This is a genomic window from Vibrio sp. SNU_ST1, assembly GCF_030563405.1.
GTDB lineage: Bacteria > Pseudomonadota > Gammaproteobacteria > Enterobacterales > Vibrionaceae > Vibrio.
Genome location: NZ_CP130748.1, coordinates 412,462 through 432,702, shown reverse-complemented (window position 1 = coordinate 432,702; position 20,241 = coordinate 412,462). Strand labels below are relative to the sequence as shown.

Here is a 20,241-nt window from a genome sequence, read left to right as displayed (position 1 = left end):
TGATTGCTAATAGCTAGTAACTCAAACCGCCAATTACAGAGACAAAAAGTATAGATACAAAAAACCCAGCTCTTAAGCTGGGTTTTCTTTTATCAATCAAAGCTAATGATAAACTCAATCAAAACTAAGCGTCACTAGGTTCATCGATATCGATGCGAGTCACACGCTGCAAACCTCTTGGGAGCAGACCACCACGACGACCACGCTCACCACGGAAGTTTTCAAGGTCCGCAGGTTTCAAGCCAAGTTTACGTTTGCCCGCGTAAATAGTCAGCGTTGCATTCTCTGGAATAGCCATCAGATGCGATACAAACTCTTCACGCTCTTTTGCTTTCGCAGAAGGGATGTTGATGATCTTGTTGCCTTTACCTTTGCTCAGCTGAGGTAGGTCTTTAATAGGGAACAACAACATACGGCCTTGGTTAGTAATCGCCAAAATCTGGTTACTGTCCAAGTCTGCAATAGGGCTTGGCAACATCACTTCAGAAGCTTGTGGCAAGTTAACTAACGCTTTACCGCTCTTGTTCTTAGACAGCAGTTCGCTCCCCTTACAAACAAAGCCATAACCAGCATCAGAACCGACTAACCATAATTGTTCGTTCTCTCCCATCACCACTTGGCGAATAGAAGTACCCGGGCTGACGTTCAAGCGGCCTGTAATTGGCTCACCTTGGCTACGTGCCGACGGTAATGAATGAGATTCAAGGGAGTAGCTTCGGCCATCACTGCCAAGGAACACCGCTTGTTGGTTACTCTTACCCTTAGCACTCGCTAAGAATTTATCACCAGATTTGTAGTTCAAGCCTTCAGCGTCGACTTCATGCCCTTTAGCATGACGAATCCAACCTTTCTCAGACAACACAACCGTGATTGGTTCGCTTGGTACTAAGTCGCGTTCTGTTAGCGCTTTCGCTTCAGCACGCTCAATCAGAGGTGAACGACGATCATCGCCGTATTTATCTGCATCTGCTTGGATTTCTTTCTTGATCAACGTATTCAAGCGACGCTCTGAACCGAGTAGCTTTTCAAGCTTTTCACGTTCAGCTTCAAGTTCCTCTTGCTCAGCTCGAATCTTAAATTCTTCTAACTTAGCTAAGTTACGAAGTTTAATATCAAGAATCGCATTGGCTTGAATTTCAGAAATGTTGAAACGGCTCATCAATACAGGACATGGTTCGTCTTCTGTACGAATGATTTCAATCACTTCATCGATATTAAGATAAGCAGCAAGCAAACCTTCTAAAATGTGCAAACGTGCCAGTACTTTATCTAAACGGTACTGTAAACGACGACGAACAGTTGTACGACGGAACTCAATCCACTCTTTCAGAATTTGAACTAGACCTTTAACTTGAGGACGATTGTCTAAACCAATCATGTTCAAATTAACGCGGAAGTTTTTCTCTAGATCCGTAGAAGCGAATAGGTGACTCATCAATTGGTCACAGTCGATACGGTTTGAACGAGGAACGACAACGATGCGAGTTGGGTTCTCGTGATCCGATTCATCACGCAAGTCGTCAACCATTGGCAGCTTCTTAGCGCGCATCTGGTTAGCAATTTGCTCAAGTAACTTCGCACCTGACACTTGATGAGGTAAAGCCGTGATAACAATATCAGAGCCTTCCTTGTGCCAAACCGCGCGCATCTTGATGCTGCCACGTCCAGTACGGTAGATCTTTTCGATGTCCGACTTCGGCGAAATAATCTCAGCCTCTGTCGGGTAATCAGGGCCTTGAATGAAACCCATCACATCTGGAAGTTCAGCTTTCGGCGTATCAATCAAGTGAATCGCTGCGTTCGCCACTTCACGGACATTGTGAGGCGGGATGTCAGTCGCCATACCTACCGCGATACCAGTAATACCGTTAAGTAAGATATGAGGCAGACGTGCTGGCAACATCTGAGGCTCTTTCATGGTGCCATCAAAGTTTGGTTGCCAATCAACTGTGCCTTGACCTAGTTCACCTAGAAGAACCTCAGCAAACTTAGATAATTTCGCTTCGGTATAACGCATCGCAGCGAACGATTTCGGGTCGTCCGGAGCACCCCAGTTACCTTGACCATCTACCAATGGGTAGCGGTAAGAGAAAGGCTGCGCCATCAATACCATCGCTTCGTAACAAGCAGAGTCACCGTGTGGGTGATACTTACCTAATACGTCACCAACGGTACGTGCTGATTTTTTGTATTTCGATGCAGCCGATAAGCCCAGCTCAGACATCGCGTAAATAATACGACGCTGTACTGGCTTCAAGCCATCACCGATATACGGCAATGCACGATCCATGATCACGTACATTGAGTAATTTAAGTAGGCATCTTCGGTGAACTTGCGCATTGGCAACTGTTCAACGCCATCATATGTAATTTCGTTAGACATCCATTATACCTCGGCCATATCACCGTTAGTCTGTAGCCATGTACGGCGATCATCTGCACGTTTTTTACCAAGCAGCATGTCCATCATCTCGTTGGTCGCTTCGTTGTCATCAATCGTTAATTGAACAAGACGACGAGTGTTCGGATCCATGGTGGTTTCACGTAACTGAAGTGGGTTCATTTCACCCAGACCTTTGAATCGTTGCACGTTGATCTTAGCTTTCTTCTGCGATAGTCGCTCAAGCACACCATCTTTCTCTGCGTCATCAAGTGCGTAGAACACTTCTTTACCGCAATCGATACGATACAGAGGGGGCATTGCCACATAGATATGACCCGCTTCAACCAATGCATGGAAATGGCGAGTAAAGAGTGCACATAGCAGTGTCGCGATATGAAGACCATCCGAGTCCGCATCGGCAAGAATACAGATCTTACCGTAACGCAGGCCTGACAAGTCATCGTTATCAGGGTCGATACCCAGAGCAACCGAAATATCATGTACTTCTTGTGAAGCCAATACTTGGTCCGCTGACACTTCCCATGTATTTAGGATCTTACCGCGAAGTGGCATAACCGCTTGGAACTCACGATCACGTGCTTGTTTAGCAGAACCGCCCGCCGAGTCCCCTTCTACGAAGAAGATTTCGGTACGACTTAAATCTTGAACCGAACAATCGGTTAGCTTACCCGGCAATGCAGGGCCTGAAGCAATCTTCTTACGCACAACCTTTTTGCTTGCGCGCATGCGGCGGTGAGCATTCGCTATACAAGCTTCAGCTAACTGTTCTGCCAGTTGTGGTTTTTCGTTCAACCACAAGCTAAAGGCATCTTTTACCACACCAGACACAAACGCTGCGGTTTGACGAGAAGAAAGACGTTCTTTTGTTTGACCAGCAAATTGCGGATCTTGCATCTTCACCGATAATACGTACGAACAACGATCGAAAATATCGTCACCCGTTAACTTAACGCCACGCGGTAGAAGGTTACGAAATTCACAGAACTCACGCATAGCATCAAGCAGACCTTGTCGAAGACCGTTTACGTGTGTACCACCTTGCTTAGTTGGTACTAAGTTCACGTAACTCTCTGTGATCATATCACCGCCTTCTGGCTGCCAAATAATCGCCCAGTTCGCCATTTCTGTTTCAGCAACGAATTCGCCAACATAAGGTTCCTCAGGCAGTAAGGTGTAACCTTTCACACCTTCTGCAAGGTAGTCTTTTAGACCATCTTCATAGAACCATTTATGTTCTTCACCGCCAACCTTGTCGACAAAGGTGATTTCTAAACCAGGGCAAAGTACAGCTTTAGCGCGCAAGTTATTGATAAGACGTAAAACAGAGAACTTAGAGCTATCGAAGTATTTTGGATCTGGCCAAAAATGTACCGTCGTACCGGTATTGCGGTGACCACAAGTACCTGTAACAGTAAGATCCGTTACAGCATGACCGCCTTCAAGGGCAATTTCATGTACCTGACCGTCACGGCGAACCGTCACTTCAACACGTTTTGACAACGCGTTTACCACCGAGATACCTACCCCGTGCAAACCACCTGAAAACTTGTAGTTATTGTTCGAGAACTTACCGCCAGAGTGGAGCTTAGTTAAAATCAGCTCAACACCTGAGATCCCTTTTTCAGGGTGGATATCAACCGGCATACCACGGCCATCATCCGTCACTTCTAACGATTGGTCAGCATGCAACACGACTTTAATCTTCTTAGCGTGTCCCGCTAGTGCTTCATCAACCGAGTTATCAATGACTTCTTGGGCAAGGTGGTTTGGTCTTTCTGTCTCGGTATACATTCCCGGGCGGTGTCGCACGGGGTCGAGACCTTCAAGTACCTCGAGGTCTTTTGCATTATATTGTTCAGTCATAATACGGAGTTTACTCAAAAAGTTTGCGTCAGTTCGCTGGCTCTAGTTTAACTAAAGCGAAATCATTACTATGAACCGTCATAGTAGAGCGAACGAGCGAAGTATTGGGGAATATAGTCTGGAAGCTGAGTAATGATGTCAAGCTAGTTCAAAAACTAAGGCATCAAACTATGATATTTCACCACTGATAGATGAAATAACAGTCAAACAAGAGAAAATTACTTGATTGGTGAAACAGATTAAAGATTCAGAAAGGTGATGATTTGTTGAGGGTAGCGTTCAAAATTAACAAAGCTATGATCCCCTCCCTCTTCTACTGTCTGTACTGCACCTTGGTACTTCTCTACCGCTTGTCGGTAATCCAGAACTTCGTCTTCCGTTTGCTGAAGTAACCAGAAGTCACTCGGCTGAGCTATAGCCGGAACCTCTAACGCCTTCAGTTCATTGATATGTTTTGTTTCCAGAACATATCGCTCTTCTGTGTATGGATTTACTTGTTCACCTAAATAGTCAGCAAGAAGCTCATACGGCTTAACGGCTGGGTTCACAACCACGGCTTTAAAGCCATAGTGAGTATTCAGCCATGTTGAAAGATAGCCCCCCAACGAGCTACCTACCAACGCTATCTGATATTGCTCTTTATATTGCTCCACCAATTGCTGCAAATAAATGGCCGCTTGCTGAGGAAAACTCGGCAGTTGAGGTGTCATCACTTTGATATCAGGACGATGCTCCGCGCAATAGTCAGCCATCACCGTTGCTTTGTGAGAACGTGATGAACTGTTAAAACCGTGAATATAGAGAAGCAGTGGTGGCTTAGCGGTTTGCTGTTCAGAATCAAACATCAATAGCAACCTTCATTAATAACCTGCCGCTTCAAAATCAGGTAAGAATTGTCCATGAGGTAAACGGCGAACTTGCGTGCTTACTGATCCATCTTGATGCAATTCAATCTCTCTCCAACCAGGCGACAAAGTATCAACCGCAAAGTCATCTGAGTTAGGTTTGAATTGCACACAAGTCGACGGTGTTGCCATGACTTGTACACCATGATGATCTCGATTCATGTCTTGATGAACGTGACCACACAGTACCGCTTTCACATTGGTGTGCTGTTGAACCACGTCCCAAAATTGATCAGCATCTTTCAGATTATGTTGGTCCAGCCATGCACTGCCAACCAATAGTGGATGATGGTGCAGCAGAACCAAGGTATTACGTTCGGGGAATTCGGTTAGCTTTTGTTCTAGTAGATCAAGCTGTTGATCACTGAGACGTCCGTGAGGCACACCAACCACTTGCGAGTCCAGCATCACCATCTGCCAATTATTGCCTAGCAAGACATGCTCAACGCACTGTATTTGTGGTGATGGTAAAACACTGCCCATATTCGGTTTGAAGTCATGATTCCCTGGCAACCAGTAACACGGCTTATCCAAAGGTTGAATTCCTGACTCAAATTTTTGGTACGACTCAGCACTGTGATCTTGAGAAATATCACCGGTTGCCAAAATCGCTTGATAGTCAAAGCCCTGACTAACAATGGCATCGACTACAGCACGAAAGCTATCTTGAGTGTTGATGCTTAATAAGCTGCCATTGCTCGGCGCAAATAAATGCGTGTCCGTTAGCTGTACAAGCTTAATACTGCTCTCATCAAATTTTGAAGTGTGTGATAATTCCAAAATAACAAATCCAGATACGTTACTGTTTAGACTTTAAAAGTGTTTTTAAATAGGCTCAATTAAAAAGAAACTGGAGTTCGGCTGATACCTGTTTTTAAACAAAACGTTAACCATTCCCCAAGAAATTTGTTCAATTGAAATTTCTCATCCTTTTGCAGAAGTTTTGTGTTGGGATAGTCATATTTTGCTTTGACTCGCGAAAAATCCCCGCTAGCGCACACTTCTGCAACTCGAGCGTCGTGATATAGCCTGACAGACATTTTTGGCAAAGGAAACACTGGCATCGCGTCACTCTGACATATATCTATTAATGTGGTGTATTTTGTGACCTCATTCACTGTCAATTGATACACCATATTAACGGCTTGGTAACAGCGAACGTCACCCACCTCATGCTCAACCGGTAACAAAGCATTAAGTTTGGCATAGTTAGTCTCGTAAACTCGCATTAATTCAGCCAGATCGACATGATACGGTTTTTTGACTGCTATATTTGGCATGACGTTAATCTATCCACTCTGACTGTAATTCTTGGTAGTTCAATTGTAGCCACTGCAGCGCGATGATCGTGGCGCCATTTTCAAACACACCGTCTTTTACTAACTGATAAGCGGCTTCGCGACTCATCACTTGTACACGAATATCTTCACCTTCGTAATCCAATCCGTGAACCCCTTTTGCTGTCGTGGCGTCAACACAACCAACAAAGACGTCGAGCTTTTCTGAGCAACCGCCGGATGAAGGATAATACGAAGTAATAGGCAATACAGATCCGACTTCGACCCCCGCTTCTTCCATCGCCTCACGACGAGCAACATCTTGTGATGATTCATCGGTATCAATAATCCCCGCAACAATTTCGTATTGCCACGGGTACTCATGCTCTAGAGCACCGACACGGATCTGTTCAACGATCACGACTTCGTCACGTACAGGATCATAAGGTAGCAAAGCGGCAGCATGTCCACGCTCAAACATCTCACGCTCGATTGGTTGGCTCCAGCCGCCCTCAAACAGTCTATGTTTAAATGTGTATTTAACCATTTTGAAAAAACCACGAAACAGCGTCTCTTTTGAGACTATTTCCACATCTTGCGGAGTAAACTCATGTCGTTGATTGTCATACTGTTGCATTTGGTACCTCACTAAGTGATCTTATAGTTTACTCATTGTCCGAGTTAACTACCAAGGATAAGGTTCAACTTTTAGTATAAAACTTATAATTAAAGTTAAGTTTTAAAAAATAAATATTGCACAAGTGGACAGTTAACTGTAAAAAAGTGCAAAGTTTCGAGTAAATTACCACCAAACTGGGTTAAACTCTTTTAAAGAAAATTCCATTAAAGGCAGGAATAGGAAAATGAAAAAACTGCTTCCACTATTTATCAGTGCAGCAATTGGCAGCCTGAGTTCGTCAGCTTTCGCTGATACGCTAGCTGAGGTTTACGACCAAGCAAAACAGAACGATCCTCAACTTCTTCGTTCAGCAGCGAAGCGCGATGCCGCTTTTGAAGCAGTAACGTCAAGCCGTAGCTCTTTGCTACCACAAATCAACCTGAACGCGAACTATGATATCAATCGCGGTGAGCGTGACTACGACGCTACTGGTACAACTGATCTTGACAACAATCAATGGGGCGTAGGTGTCGGCTTCACGCAAGAGCTTTACAAACGCTCTTCTTGGATCACGCTAGATACAGCAGAGAAAAAAGCTCGCCAAGCCGATTCTTCATACGCAGCAGAGCAACAAGCTCTGATCCTTCGTGTTGCTACCGCTTACTTCGAAGTACTTCGTGCTCAAGATAGCTTAGAGTTTGTTCGTGCAGAAAAAGCCGCGGTTGCTCGTCAATTGGAACAAACTAAGCAACGCTTTGAAGTTGGCCTTTCAGCAATCACCGATGTACATGATGCACAAGCTCAGTACGATGGTGTGTTGGCTGACGAAGTTTTAGCAGAGAACACTCTGATTAATAACTACGAAGGTCTACGTGAAATCACTGGTCAAGAGCACTCTAATCTAAACATCTTAGATACAGACCGTTTCTCAGCAAGCAAGTCTTCTGAATCTGCTGTTGCACTGGTTGAGCAAGCACAAGAGAAAAACCTGAAGCTATTGGCATCACGTATTGATCAAGACATCGCTAAAGATAACATCACACTAGCAAGTTCTGGCCACCTACCTAGCCTAACCTTAGACGGTAATTACTCTATTGCAGATCAGTCAAAAAGCTCTCAAGACTACGATCAAGATAACCTAAACGTCGGCTTAAATTTAGTTGTACCTCTATATACTGGTGGTAGTACAACTTCTTTGACTAAACAGGCTGAATACAACTACGTTGCAGCAAGTGAAGATCTTGAAGCGACTTACCGTAGCGTTGTAAAAGACGTTCGTGCATTCAACAACAACATCAGTGCTTCAATTGGTGCGCTACGCGCTTACGAACAGTCTGTTGTTTCTGCTCAGTCGGCTCTAGAAGCTACAGAAGCAGGTTTTGATGTAGGTACTCGTACTATCGTTGACGTACTAGATTCAACTCGTCGTCTATACGATGCCAACAAGAACCTTTCAGATGCTCGCTACAACTACATCCTAAGTGTACTTCAGCTTCGTCAAGCCGTTGGCACGCTAAGCGAACAAGACATTGTTGATGTAAACGCAGGTCTAAAAGTCGCAAGTAAGTAAATCTTAATTACTCAAGTTACAGTTACAAAAATGCCGCTCATTCATTGAGCGGCATTTTTATTATCAATAATTAGTTGAGCGCTTAACCGCGACCACCTTTAATCGCTTTAATGATTTCAGTCGTAGAGCAACCATCTTCAAAGTTAAGTACTTTAACTTCACCGCCAGCCGCAATCACTTCCGCACCACCAGCAATCTCTTCAGGTTTATAATCACCACCTTTCACAAGAATGCTTGGAAGAACTTCAGAGATCAAACGTTGCGGTGTATCTTCAGAAAACGGAACAACCCAATCAACCGCACCTAAACCAGCCAGTACCGCCATACGACGATCGGTTGGGTTCACAGGACGACCTGGGCCTTTTAAGCGTTTCACTGATTCATCCGTATTCACAGCAACGATCAAACGATCACCTAACTCAGCAGCATGGTTCATGTAAGAGACATGTCCCGCATGCAGGATATCAAAGCAGCCATTAGTCATAACGACTTTCTCGCCTTTCGCACGAGCACGTTTCACCGCTTCAACTAGAGCAGCTTCAGAGATAACACCGTAGTCAGTATCTTGGCTACCATGAATCGCTTCCGCTAACTCAATCGTAGACAACGTCGATGTACCTAGCTTGCCGACTACCACGCCAGCTGCAGCGTTGGCTAATGCACACGCTTCATCAAGTGGCTTACCTGCTGCAACTGAAGCTGCTAATACTGAAATAACCGTATCACCAGCACCAGTAACGTCATACACTTCTTTCGCTTGGGTCGGTAAGTGGAATGGTTCTACGCCTTTGCGGAGCAATGTCATGCCATGCTCACTACGAGTCACTAACAAGGCTTCAAAATCAAACTCTTCGATTAACGCAAGCCCTTTTTCGATCATTTCATCTTCAGACTTAACCTTACCGGCAACCAGCTCAAACTCAGCCATGTTTGGCGTAAGTAATGTCGCACCACGGTAGCGTTCAAAATCTGCACCTTTAGGATCGATAAACACAGGAATGTTCGCTGCGCGCGCTTTTTGAATAAAGCTCTGCACATGCTCCAAAGCACCTTTCGCATAATCAGATAAGATTACCGAACGTACATTAGGAAGTGCTTGCTCCATGCGAGATAAAACAAGTTCAGGATCCGTGTTCTCAAATTTGTCTTCAAAATCAAGACGGATCAACTGCTGTCCACGGCTCATGACACGCAATTTTGTGATGGTCGGGTAATCGTCCAACTCAACAAAATCACATTTAACCTTTAATGCACCCAAGGTATTTTTCAACACCTCAGCTGGCTCATCTTTTCCAGTCAAACCAACGATATGAGCATGACCACCAAGAGAGGCAATATTCATTGCTACGTTGGCAGCACCACCAGGACGCTCTTCGTTATTTTCTACTTTAACAACGGGCACAGGTGCTTCTGGTGAAATACGGCCAGTAGGGCCATACCAGTAACGGTCAAGCATTACATCACCGACAACAAGAACGCCTGATTGGCTGTAGTCAGGTAGAATTGGTTTCATTGTGGATCTCCAAAAATCGAATCTGGCTAGAGTCTAGCACACTGATTACAGTGGCTAAACCATAGAAAAATGAGTGAAAGCCTAACTCAATAGATACTCTAGTAGCTAATAAGCAGCTAAGAAGTCGATAAGCGATCACTAAATGATAATGACGTAACCGTTAAGAAATAGTTCCGTTACGCTTCCATCCATTGCTTCCATGCCTGAACGACATGTTCCCTTTCCATTTTAAATTTATCAATCGCCACGTCCGCATCAAGGTTGAGTAGATTGCGGTGATGGATTTCATCTCTTAATGTTGTATAGGCATTAGTTAATGCCATGCCTTGCTGTTCGTCCATGATCCCTTGTGACAAAAGACTTTCAAAGATTCGTACATTGTCACACCAACGAGTCAACTTAGGTTTTTCATTACTGTATCGAAGTACTAAATATTGCGCCAAAAATTCAATATCGGTGATACCACCCGCATCTTGTTTCAGCATGAATCGATCGGCTTTTTTTCCACCGAGGTGCCCGCGCATTTTTTCACGCATATCGACAACGGATTTTTTAAGTACAGCTTCATCTCGTGACAAGCATAGAACTTCATGCCGTGTTTTATTAAACGCAGATGCTAATAAGTCATCACCATAAATCATACGAGCACGAGTCAAAGCTTGGTGTTCCCAAGTCCACGCGTCATTGTGCTGATACTCATCAAAGGCATCGGTTGGACTCACTAATAGACCAGAGACACCTGAAGGGCGCAAGCGAGTGTCGACCTCGTACAAAATACCGGAAGCAGTTCTGGTCGAGAAAATATGAATAATGCGCTGCGCCAATCTCAGATAAAATTGGCGTCCGTCGATCTCTCTTTTACCATCAGTATAGATATGTACCGGGCAATCGTGCATGAATACGATATCGAGATCGGAGTTATAGCCAAGCTCCCAACCGCCGACTTTGCCGTAACCAACCACGGCGAAGCCACGACCTTCACGATCTTTAACGTGGGTAGGCTCCCCAAACTTGGCTGTCACTTGTAACCAAGCTTGGTTGATACCAGCCTCAACAATCGCTTCTGCTAAATAGGTTAGGTGGTCGCTTACCTTCATGACCGGTAGAACGCCCGCAATATCAGCGGCAGCAATTCTCAAGATACAAGTCTGCTTAAACTGACGCAGGCCTTCCATCTGTTGCTCCATGTCATCTTCAGGAATACGGGCTAGGTAATCACGCAACTCGGTCTTGTAAGACTCTAAAGGCACGGGATTATAGAGTTGCTGAGGATCAATAAGTTCATCTAACAGAATTGGGTAACGCCCAAGCTGCTCCGAAATCATCGGACTCGCAGTACACAGGCGAACGAGTTGAGTGAGGGCTGCAGGGTGCTCATCCAATAACTCAAGATACGTGGTACGCGTCACTATTTTTTGCAGCAGATGCAGCACTCGCGACAAACCAAACTCGGCATCTTTGGCGGTGTACAGCGCTTGAAACACTTTAGGCATTAATCGATTCAGAACTTCTCGCCCACGTGGACCAAGGGTTTTCTTAGCCAAATCAGCTTTGAATTGGATAATGGTTTTCACCGCTTGCTGCGGGTTAGCAATCGCGATGTCATGCTCTAGAACCTGCTCAATCACATCTTGCTTATGAGCCATATCCCACAACTCACTAAAGTGACTCGCGATTGGGTTAGCATCATCTTCATCAACACCAATCAGGTCTTCGAATACGGTGTGAACATTCGCCATATGAGTACGGGTTGCCGCAATCAAACTCTCCCAATCCGCGAACTGCATAGCGACAGCAAGTTGCAACTGTTCTAAATTACCATCAGGTAAGGTTTGAGTTTGCTTGTCAGCCATCGCTTGTAATAGGTTCTCAAGGCGGCGTAAAAACAGGTAGGCCTCACGTAAGTGACCGACCTCTTCGGCTTCTAATAAATGAAGAGATTCAATCGCACTTAACGTATCCAACAAACCTCGACCACGAAGACTCGGTTCACGTCCACCACGAATCAGTTGAAAGACTTGAGCAATAAACTCGACTTCACGAATACCACCAGAGCCAAGCTTAATGTTGTTTGATAAGCCACGACGTCGCACTTCGCTACTGATCATCGACTTCATTCGACGCAAAGATTGGATGGCACTGAAATCAATATAACGACGAAAAACAAACGGACGCAACATCTGGCGGAGCTCTTGGTATTCAGGGTACATTTCGCTGCCCATCACTCGCGCCTTAACCATTGCGTAGCGTTCCCAGTCACGGCCTTGTTCTTGGTAGTAATCTTCAAGAGCAGCATAGCTCATGACCAAAGGGCCGCTCTCCCCGAATGGACGCAAGCGCATGTCGACTCGATAACAGAATCCGTCAAAGGTTTGCTGATCAAGCGCCTTGATAATACGTTGCCCCAAACGCGTGAAGAACTGCGCGTTAGCGATACTTCTTCTTGCTCCTTGGGTTTCGCCATTCTCAGGGTAGGTAAAAATCAGATCGATATCGGAAGAGAAATTCAACTCACCGCCACCTAACTTGCCCATACCTATGATCAACATAGGCTGCGCTTCACCTTGCTCGTTACAAGGTGTGCCCCACTCTTTACAACAAATATCATACTGCCATTGATAGGTCTCGAAGATCATCGCCTCTGCTAGCATCGACAAATGACTTAAACTCTGTTCTAAATTCCATGAGCCCATAAAGTCACGCCAAGCAATGTAGGTCATCTCTCGATTACGGAATTGACGCAGTACACGTTGACCGCTCATGTCATCAGCACAACCAGAAAGTAACTCGGCCAAACATTTACGATATCCTTCCGCGCGCTCTTGGCATCTCAACATCTCAGGCAAGGAGCTGGATAAAATCGAGTCACGCTGTAAACAATCACCAACAAAACAGCTCAAGCCTAATACACGCTTGAGCTCGGCAATCAGTGACTCAGGCCAAGTGTTAATGGCGTCACTTTGATGCTCTAATAATTGATCAAAAGCAGACTGGGAATGAGTGACGAGTAGAGAAGGCAATGGCATGTTTCTTCCTTGTGTAAACTGCGCACCGAACAATTGGCTTGTCGGTTCAGTTCTTCAATAACGAGTTCTAAAAACTAATGATTAGTTATACCAAAGTTCTGCCAATAAAAAACGCCCACATTAGCAATGTGGGCGTTTTATCAGTGAACTTATCAAGTAAAGCCTTTATCTCTAATAACAAGTCTCCGTGGCCAAACCTCTAGGAATAAACCTTTAGACCTTACGAACTAGAGCTCAGACCGAGAACTGGGAGATTAAACCTTAAACTGCTTAATCTTACCGTCTAACTCTTGCGCGTTGCTTTCCATGATCTCAGAAGTCTCGAGAAGCTCACCCACCACCACTACAGAGGCTTCAACAAGCTCACGAACATTGGTCAGGTTGACACTCATCTCTTCCGCGACACTCGTTTGTTGGCCAGCAGCAGTCGCGATCTGGAAGTTCATATCATTAATCTGGTTTACCTGACTTACGATGCCATCAAGCTCAGAACCAGCGTTAGTCACTAGTTCTACGCCTTCAGCGGCTTCAACAACACTCTTTTCCATCAACTCTACTGCCGAGTTAGCACTGCTTTGTAGGTGGCTAATCATATCTTGAATTTCTACTGTCGCTTGCTGAGTACGTTGCGCAAGGTTACGAACCTCATCGGCAACAACCGCAAAACCACGTCCCGCTTCACCGGCACGTGCCGCTTCAATCGCTGCGTTCAGAGCCAATAGGTTCGTTTGCTCTGAAATGCCTTGGATAGTACCAACCACACTGCCAATCGAGTCTACGCGCTCTTCTACTTGGTTTACCGCTGCTGCAGAGGCTGCGATGTCCGAAGAAAGCTCACTCATCTTAGAAACAGAACCTTGAACGAACTTCTGACCTGTCAGTGCTTGACCTGATGCTTGCTCAGTAAGAGAAGAAGCACTTTGCGCGTGTTCAGCCACGGTTTGCACAGTAGAGGTCATCTCGCTCATTGCTGTCGCTAATTGGTCGATTTCGTTAAATTCTTCCTGAGCGGAGTCTTTGGTTTCTGACATGCTGATGGTCATCACTTCCGTCAGGGCAAACAATTCATCAGAAGAGGCCACCTGAGTTTTGATCATGTCATTCAACTGGACTCGAGTTTTTTCTAGTTCTCGTGCCACATCACCGTATTCATCTTTACAATCCATATGAATAGGCACTGATAGGTTCTTATCGGCCATCGTTTTAATGGCGTCATTGAGGTATTGAGTTTGGCGAAGCATAACGCGCGCTGCCGCCAATAGAAGAACCACAAACACAATGATCATCAAGGCTGTTTGCCAAGCCACTTGAACTAGGTAAGTCTCGTAATGCTGCTGTGCAACTTGTGCATTATTGGTGACTGCAAGTAATGAATCGTAAAACGCACTTGCGTCCCATAGCTGCTTCGAAATAATCAAGATAGTGCTGAAAACCATCAGCATGATCATTTTTGGAACGAGACGGATGTCTGAGATAATCCTTTCCCACGGCTTGAATGACAGTTTAGTCATTGTCAGTTCTCCATTAACTCTTATATATTGATGGCTTCTATATCCGCGAGATGGCTATGTCAGTCAAAGTTCGCGATTTATTTTGAGCCTCGTATGAATGTTAAATAGTATCAAAGACGCCACTAAGCCGATGAGCTTATTATCACTGATTCTCTCTTTCTTAGCGTTATTTGTGATCTCAGGCTTATTGTTTGCACCGATTGATAAAGAATCGAAACAAGTTCTTATCGGCCTAGACTTTATAATCTGTAGTGTTTTTCTTTTTCAGCTCACTATTGATCTATTCAGATCACAAAATAAGAAAGAATATCTAAAAGTACACTGGATCGATTTCTTGGCAAGCATCCCTATGGTCGAGCCCCTGCGATTCGCTCGCATTTTTCAGATTTTGCGTGTCATTCTCGTTCTTCGGTCAGGAAAACGAGTTTTCAGAGAGCTGTTTCGCAATCGAAAAGAAACGACACTCGCTTCAATTATTTTGCTATTGGTTATTCTCCTGACCATAGGTGCAGGAACAATACTGCTGCTAGAGCACAAGGATCCCAATGCCAACATTACCACTGGCCAAGATGCTTTATGGTGGGCTTTCGTAACGATTAGTACCGTGGGATACGGCGATCATTATCCAGTAACGAGCTCAGGCAAGTTAGTTGCTTCTCTGGTGATCATTTGTGGTGTGGGTGTTTTTGGTATGATTTCAGGGCTGATTACTTCTTTGATCACCTCCCCAACTAACCATGACAATCAACGAGCTGAAAACAAAGAGAAGCACCTTGAGAAGATCATTGAGCAACAACAGAAAATTCTCGAACGACTAGAAAAGCTAGAACAACAAACAAAAAAATAGGGCCGAAGCCCTATTTTCAATTTCATATTGTTATGAAACTCAATCTTGCCAATACGGCTCAACTTCTACGCTTATTTGGCGTGTCTGTTCCATCGCATGCAGAATAGACACCTCTTGGCGAGCTAACCAACGCTCTAGCTGAACCTTCTCATCACCTTCCAACTTCTCAGTCAAAGGCTCTAATGTTTTAAGTGCCAGCAAATCGTCAATACCTTGCACCATATCGGCCCATGGCAAGCGGAAACTGTTTCGTTCATCGTCATTATACAAACTCGCGAAACCCACACCAGAATATAGGTTTCTCATCAAACGGTATTGCTGATCAATATACGCTTGGCTGGTCATTACTCGCTCTGGCGGGAAGGCTTCCATCAAGTCGGCCCATGTACGATCGAGCTGCTTAACCGAAAACCATTCGATACCACGTGCCATTTGTTCACGTGCTTTTTCATCTAAGAAAGGTTGCCAGCCACGAGACAAAATCCAGCGGCTCAGATCCAACAATAACCCGGTATAGCGAGCAGAGCTCAACAAGGTAAGCAGCTCTTCGCGATCGGGAAGTTGCTCTTGCATCTCTTTAAGTTCAGCGACCAAGAACTTACGCGCATCAAGCTTACGTAGCACGTGGCCTTTATCTTCGAGCAAGTCTTCGAAGTGGTCATAGCTTTTTAGCCAGTCGAGCTCTTGCTCAAGCCACTTAAGCTCTTGGCGTAAAATAGCACTCGCGCGTCTTGGGACAATGCCACCATAGATAGTGAAGGTTTGACGAATAAAACTCAGCGAGTGACTGATCTCATGTAACGCTTCAATGGATTGGCGCTCGGTGAAGATCTGCTCGTGATAATGCCAATGAGCGAGAGCATGCTCTAAAGATTGAATGAAACACGATTCAACAGTATCACTTTTATCAGTATCAACTAAGGTCAAAGGAGTGACTTCATCTCCTTGATAACCTTGAGCAAGGCGGTAACCCTTAGCAGCTTTGCTTAGGTTACCCAAACGCATGCCACCTTGTTCGCAGAACTGGCGAGACAAGGTAAATAGAGCATCCGTTTGACCAGACTTAAGCTCCAATTCGACTTCGCAAATCGGTTCTTGCAGTTCGCCTGATTCAACAAAACCTTGATCGAATGCGACCTCGACTTGACTGCCATCAGGCATACCAATCAACCACTGCTCACGCGTGAAGTTGGTAGAAAATAGAGGAGTAAGTTCAGTTTGCAGCGTTTCTATGTCTTTACCCGCTGGCCAGATGTCCTCTGGATGCAGGGCTAGCTTAGGTTCATTGCTGTCATGTTCTGCATTGTATTCAGGCCTTTGATGCAGGCCTGCAACCACACGACCAGCCGTCTTTACGGTTTGTACAAATACGTCATCAAAGCGTCGAATGCGCAAGCCAGTATCATGCTTACGTAGCCAGTTATCGGGGGTGTCAAAGTAGATGTTACCTAGCTCACGACAACTGTGCTGAAGTACTTTAGTTTCAGCAATTTTATTGCGTAAAGTCTCTGAAAAATCAGGAGAAACAAAAAACTTCAGTTCTATCTCGGTTTCCATAGTTATACCTTTCTGTGAAGATAGGGACAGGATATTGCCAATTTGAAAACTCAGCAAGTCAGAAATATCGCCCTTATGATGATCTAAAACAGTTTTAATGAGACATTGATTAGGTTAACATGCGCGACTTTGTAGCCATCGCTTAACATTTCACCATGAATATGGTGTATGTTGTTTTAAGGTTATTATTTATTAGGTTGGATGACCATGCCAGTAAATACAATTATGGGGTTATTTGCAAAGTCCCCAATTAAACCTTTGCAGCGTCACGTAGTATGCGTGAACGAATGTTGTTCTCACCTAGTTAATTTCTTTGAAGTTTCTTCAAAAGGTGACTGGGAGAAAGCATCAGAAATTCGAGCTCAAATTTCTCACCTTGAGAAAGAAGCTGACGTACTAAAACGTGAAATTCGCCTTAAACTTCCTCGCGGTTTGTTTATGCCAGTTGATCGCACCGATATGTTGGAGCTATTAACTCAACAAGACAAACTAGCAAATCTAGCGAAAGACATTGCTGGCCGTGTATATGGTCGTCAACTTGTCATTCCTGCTCCTATGCAAGAAAACTTCATCGCTTACGTTAAACGTTGTCTAGATGCAGCGAACCAAGCACAAAACGTAATCAATGAACTAGACGAATTACTTGAAACGGGCTTTAAAGGCCGTGAAGTAACACTCGTTGCTGAAATGATTCATCAATTAGATGTAATTGAAGATGACACGGACGCGATGCAGATCGAACTACGCCAACAACTAATGGCGATTGAAGATGGTCTGAATCCAGTTGATATCATGTTCTTATACAAAATTCTTGAATGGGTTGGTGGTATTGCAGATCAAGCACAGCGTGTAGGCGCTCGTCTTGAAGTAATGCTTTCTCGATCTTAAATCATACGTTAACCATATAACGAAGAGCATTTTTTGAACAAACCACTTATGCGCTGAGTATTTCTCTCGCTGAGCGGTTTTTTGCGTCTAAATTTGTTCCGCTTGTTATCAAACAACTAGGTATTACGATGGATATCCTTGCTAACTACGGCACTGTCCTGATTATTGTTGCAGCAGCTTTCGGTTTCTTGATGGCTATTGGTATTGGTGCAAATGACGTTGCGAACGCAATGGGCACTTCAGTAGGCTCTAAAGCTCTAACCGTTAAACAAGCGATCATTATTGCAATGATCTTTGAATTCGCAGGTGCTTACCTTGCGGGCGGCGAAGTAACAGACACGATCCGTAAAGGTGTTATCGAAACATCTCTGTTTGCAGATCAACCTGACGTACTTGTGTACGGTATGATGTCTGCACTACTAGCGGCTGGTACATGGCTACTTCTAGCTTCATACATGGGCTGGCCAGTATCAACGACTCACTCAATCATCGGTGCAATCATCGGTTTTGCTTGTGTGTCTGTGGGTACTGAAGCTGTAGATTGGAACAGTGTTCAAGGCATTGTGGGAAGTTGGATTGTCACACCATTGATTTCCGGTATCTTCGCCTATCTCATATTTGTCAGTGCCCAGCGACTGATATTCGATACAGAAAACCCGCTATTCAATGCGAAGCGTTTTGTACCGGTATATATGTTTATTACAACAATGGTCATTGCACTTGTAACTATCAAGAAAGGCCTTAAGCACGTTGGCCTTCATCTAAGCGGTACTGAAGCATGGTTATGGGCTGCAGGTGTTTCTGCTGTCGTCATGGTTGGCGGTTACTTATACATTCAGAAGAAGTTTGCTAACCGCGAAGAAGACCACGGCTTTACTGGCGTAGAAGGTATCTTCAGCGTACTAATGGTTATCACGGCTTGTGCAATGGCATTCGCACACGGTTCAAACGATGTTGCCAACGCGATTGGTCCACTATCAGCGGTTGTTTCAACGGTTGAGCACATGGGTGAAATCTCAGGCAAGAGCACTATCGCATGGTGGATTCTTCCACTAGGTGGTATTGGTATCGTTGTTGGTCTTGCAACAATGGGTCATAAAGTAATGGCTACCGTTGGTACTGGTATTACAGAACTAACTCCTAGCCGTGGCTTTGCTGCACAGCTTGCAACGGCATGTACGGTTGTACTAGCTTCAGGTACTGGCCTTCCGATTTCAACCACGCAAACATTGGTTGGTGCGGTTCTAGGTGTAGGTTTTGCTCGTGGTATCGCAGCTCTAAACCTGGGCGTTGTGCGTAACATCGTAGCTTCTTGGATTGTGACGTTACCTGCAGGTGCTCTACTTGCTGTTGTATTCTTCTACGCAATTCAGGCTATGTTTACTATGTAATAGCCCTGACGCTAGTCAATATTAGCGTCAGAAAACGGTGAGCTTCAGTAAAGATATGTAAATACCATGTCATTATTGACTCAAACGCACAGAAAGGGAGGCTTTGCCTCCCTTCTTTGTTGCACCATATAAAAAAACTAAATATTATTTGCTCATTGAGGCTGACTCATACGCCTACCCAATTTGAATCGTTAAAGGATTTACTGTGAAAAAACTGATTAGCTTAGTTTTGTTCGCAATGCTTGCGGCTCCAGCTGCCTTTGCTCAAGACCGTTATATTGCTGACAAACTATTTACTTATATGCACTCTGGCCCAAACAATACTTTCCGTATCATAGGTAGTATTGATGCCGGTGAGAAAATCACCTACCTGCAAACTAACAAGAGCACGGGTTACACTCAAGTTCAAGATAGCCGAGGACGCAAAGGTTGGGTTGAGAGTAAGTTCGTAAGCACAAAAGAAAGTATGGCGCTGCGCATGCCTAAGCTAGAGAAAGAGCTCTCTGAAGTAAAAGGCAAACTGGCAAATGCTCGCCAAAGTGCTGATAGTGAAAAAGCAGGTCTCGCAAGCTCTCTAGACTCTCGTAACAAGCAGATTGCTGAACTAGAGCAGAACTATAGTGAGATTAGCCAACAGCTAACGAGCTCTCAAACAGAGAACCGTCAACTACGCGCTAAACTAGATACTCAAAAAGATGACTTACTATTGAAGTACTTCATGTACGGTGGTGGTGTTGCGGGTATTGGTCTACTTCTTGGCCTTGTTCTGCCACACATCATGCCTCGTCGTAGAAAGTCACCAAACGGCTGGGCGTAAGCCTCGCATTTGGTACAGTAGATTCAGTATCGAATATCAAAAAGGAGCACCGA

Annotated in this window: 15 protein-coding genes; 5 read left to right on the top strand and 10 right to left on the bottom strand. The window is 44.7% G+C overall.

Translation table 11 applies throughout. From position 1 onward, the window contains the following. Nucleotides 1-124 precede the first annotated feature (124 nt). The 6 genes from parC to nudF form a co-directional block, all read right to left on the bottom strand. Entirely contained in the window at nucleotides 125-2,383 is a 2,259-nt protein-coding gene (gene parC / locus Q5H80_RS01955; RefSeq protein WP_122046570.1) for a DNA topoisomerase IV subunit A, read from the bottom strand. A gap of 3 nt (nucleotides 2,384-2,386) precedes the next feature. Beyond that, entirely contained in the window at nucleotides 2,387-4,267 is a 1,881-nt protein-coding gene (parE, locus tag Q5H80_RS01950; RefSeq protein WP_009848965.1) for a DNA topoisomerase IV subunit B, read from the bottom strand. A gap of 239 nt (nucleotides 4,268-4,506) precedes the next feature. Next, complete coding sequence (gene yqiA / locus Q5H80_RS01945; RefSeq protein ID WP_304568193.1) at nucleotides 4,507-5,112, bottom strand: esterase YqiA; 606 nt, start codon at nucleotides 5,110-5,112, stop codon at nucleotides 4,507-4,509. A gap of 15 nt (nucleotides 5,113-5,127) precedes the next feature. Further along, entirely contained in the window at nucleotides 5,128-5,952 is an 825-nt protein-coding gene (gene cpdA / locus Q5H80_RS01940) for a 3',5'-cyclic-AMP phosphodiesterase (protein ID WP_304568191.1), read from the bottom strand. 59 nt (nucleotides 5,953-6,011) lie between these two features. Further along, complete coding sequence (locus Q5H80_RS01935) at nucleotides 6,012-6,452, bottom strand: DUF1249 family protein (protein ID WP_009848962.1); 441 nt, start codon at nucleotides 6,450-6,452, stop codon at nucleotides 6,012-6,014. A 4-nt stretch (nucleotides 6,453-6,456) separates the two neighbouring features. After that, on the bottom strand, nucleotides 6,457-7,086 hold the full coding sequence (gene nudF / locus Q5H80_RS01930) for an ADP-ribose diphosphatase (protein ID WP_304568188.1): 630 nt from the start codon (nucleotides 7,084-7,086) through the stop codon (nucleotides 6,457-6,459). Between the two features lie 226 nt (nucleotides 7,087-7,312). Between nudF and tolC the strand changes: the two genes are divergently transcribed. Further along, on the top strand, nucleotides 7,313-8,638 hold the full coding sequence (gene tolC, locus Q5H80_RS01925) for an outer membrane channel protein TolC (RefSeq protein ID WP_304568187.1): 1,326 nt from the start codon (nucleotides 7,313-7,315) through the stop codon (nucleotides 8,636-8,638). Nucleotides 8,639-8,720: 82 nt separating this feature from the next. Here the strand turns inward: tolC and hldE are convergent, their stop codons facing one another. From hldE to Q5H80_RS01910, 3 genes are all read right to left on the bottom strand, one after another. Next, a complete protein-coding gene (gene hldE / locus Q5H80_RS01920) occupies nucleotides 8,721-10,151 on the bottom strand; it encodes a bifunctional D-glycero-beta-D-manno-heptose-7-phosphate kinase/D-glycero-beta-D-manno-heptose 1-phosphate adenylyltransferase HldE (RefSeq protein ID WP_304568185.1) in 1,431 nt (476 codons plus the stop codon). 176 nt (nucleotides 10,152-10,327) lie between these two features. Further along, entirely contained in the window at nucleotides 10,328-13,177 is a 2,850-nt protein-coding gene (gene glnE / locus Q5H80_RS01915) for a bifunctional [glutamate--ammonia ligase]-adenylyl-L-tyrosine phosphorylase/[glutamate--ammonia-ligase] adenylyltransferase (protein ID WP_304568182.1), read from the bottom strand. Between the two features lie 254 nt (nucleotides 13,178-13,431). Further along, a complete protein-coding gene (locus tag Q5H80_RS01910) occupies nucleotides 13,432-14,688 on the bottom strand; it encodes a methyl-accepting chemotaxis protein (RefSeq protein WP_304568180.1) in 1,257 nt (418 codons plus the stop codon). Nucleotides 14,689-14,785: 97 nt separating this feature from the next. On the opposite strand from Q5H80_RS01910, the gene Q5H80_RS01905 reads away from it, so the two are divergent. Further along, entirely contained in the window at nucleotides 14,786-15,535 is a 750-nt protein-coding gene (locus Q5H80_RS01905; RefSeq protein WP_304568178.1) for a potassium channel family protein, read from the top strand. A 39-nt stretch (nucleotides 15,536-15,574) separates the two neighbouring features. Here the strand turns inward: Q5H80_RS01905 and Q5H80_RS01900 are convergent, their stop codons facing one another. Then, the gene (locus Q5H80_RS01900) at nucleotides 15,575-17,092 is read right to left on the bottom strand and encodes an inorganic triphosphatase (RefSeq protein WP_304568176.1); all 1,518 of its coding nucleotides are present in this window, start codon (nucleotides 17,090-17,092) and stop codon (nucleotides 15,575-15,577) included. A 207-nt stretch (nucleotides 17,093-17,299) separates the two neighbouring features. On the opposite strand from Q5H80_RS01900, the gene Q5H80_RS01895 reads away from it, so the two are divergent. The 3 genes from Q5H80_RS01895 (at nucleotide 17,300) to Q5H80_RS01885 (ending at nucleotide 20,188) form a co-directional block, all read left to right on the top strand. Then, entirely contained in the window at nucleotides 17,300-17,980 is a 681-nt protein-coding gene (locus tag Q5H80_RS01895; RefSeq protein WP_029223984.1) for a TIGR00153 family protein, read from the top strand. A gap of 128 nt (nucleotides 17,981-18,108) precedes the next feature. Next, the gene (locus Q5H80_RS01890) at nucleotides 18,109-19,371 is read left to right on the top strand and encodes an inorganic phosphate transporter (protein ID WP_135444471.1); all 1,263 of its coding nucleotides are present in this window, start codon (nucleotides 18,109-18,111) and stop codon (nucleotides 19,369-19,371) included. Nucleotides 19,372-19,576: 205 nt separating this feature from the next. Continuing rightward, a complete protein-coding gene (locus Q5H80_RS01885; protein WP_017098289.1) occupies nucleotides 19,577-20,188 on the top strand; it encodes a TIGR04211 family SH3 domain-containing protein in 612 nt (203 codons plus the stop codon). Nucleotides 20,189-20,241: the final 53 nt, after the last annotated feature.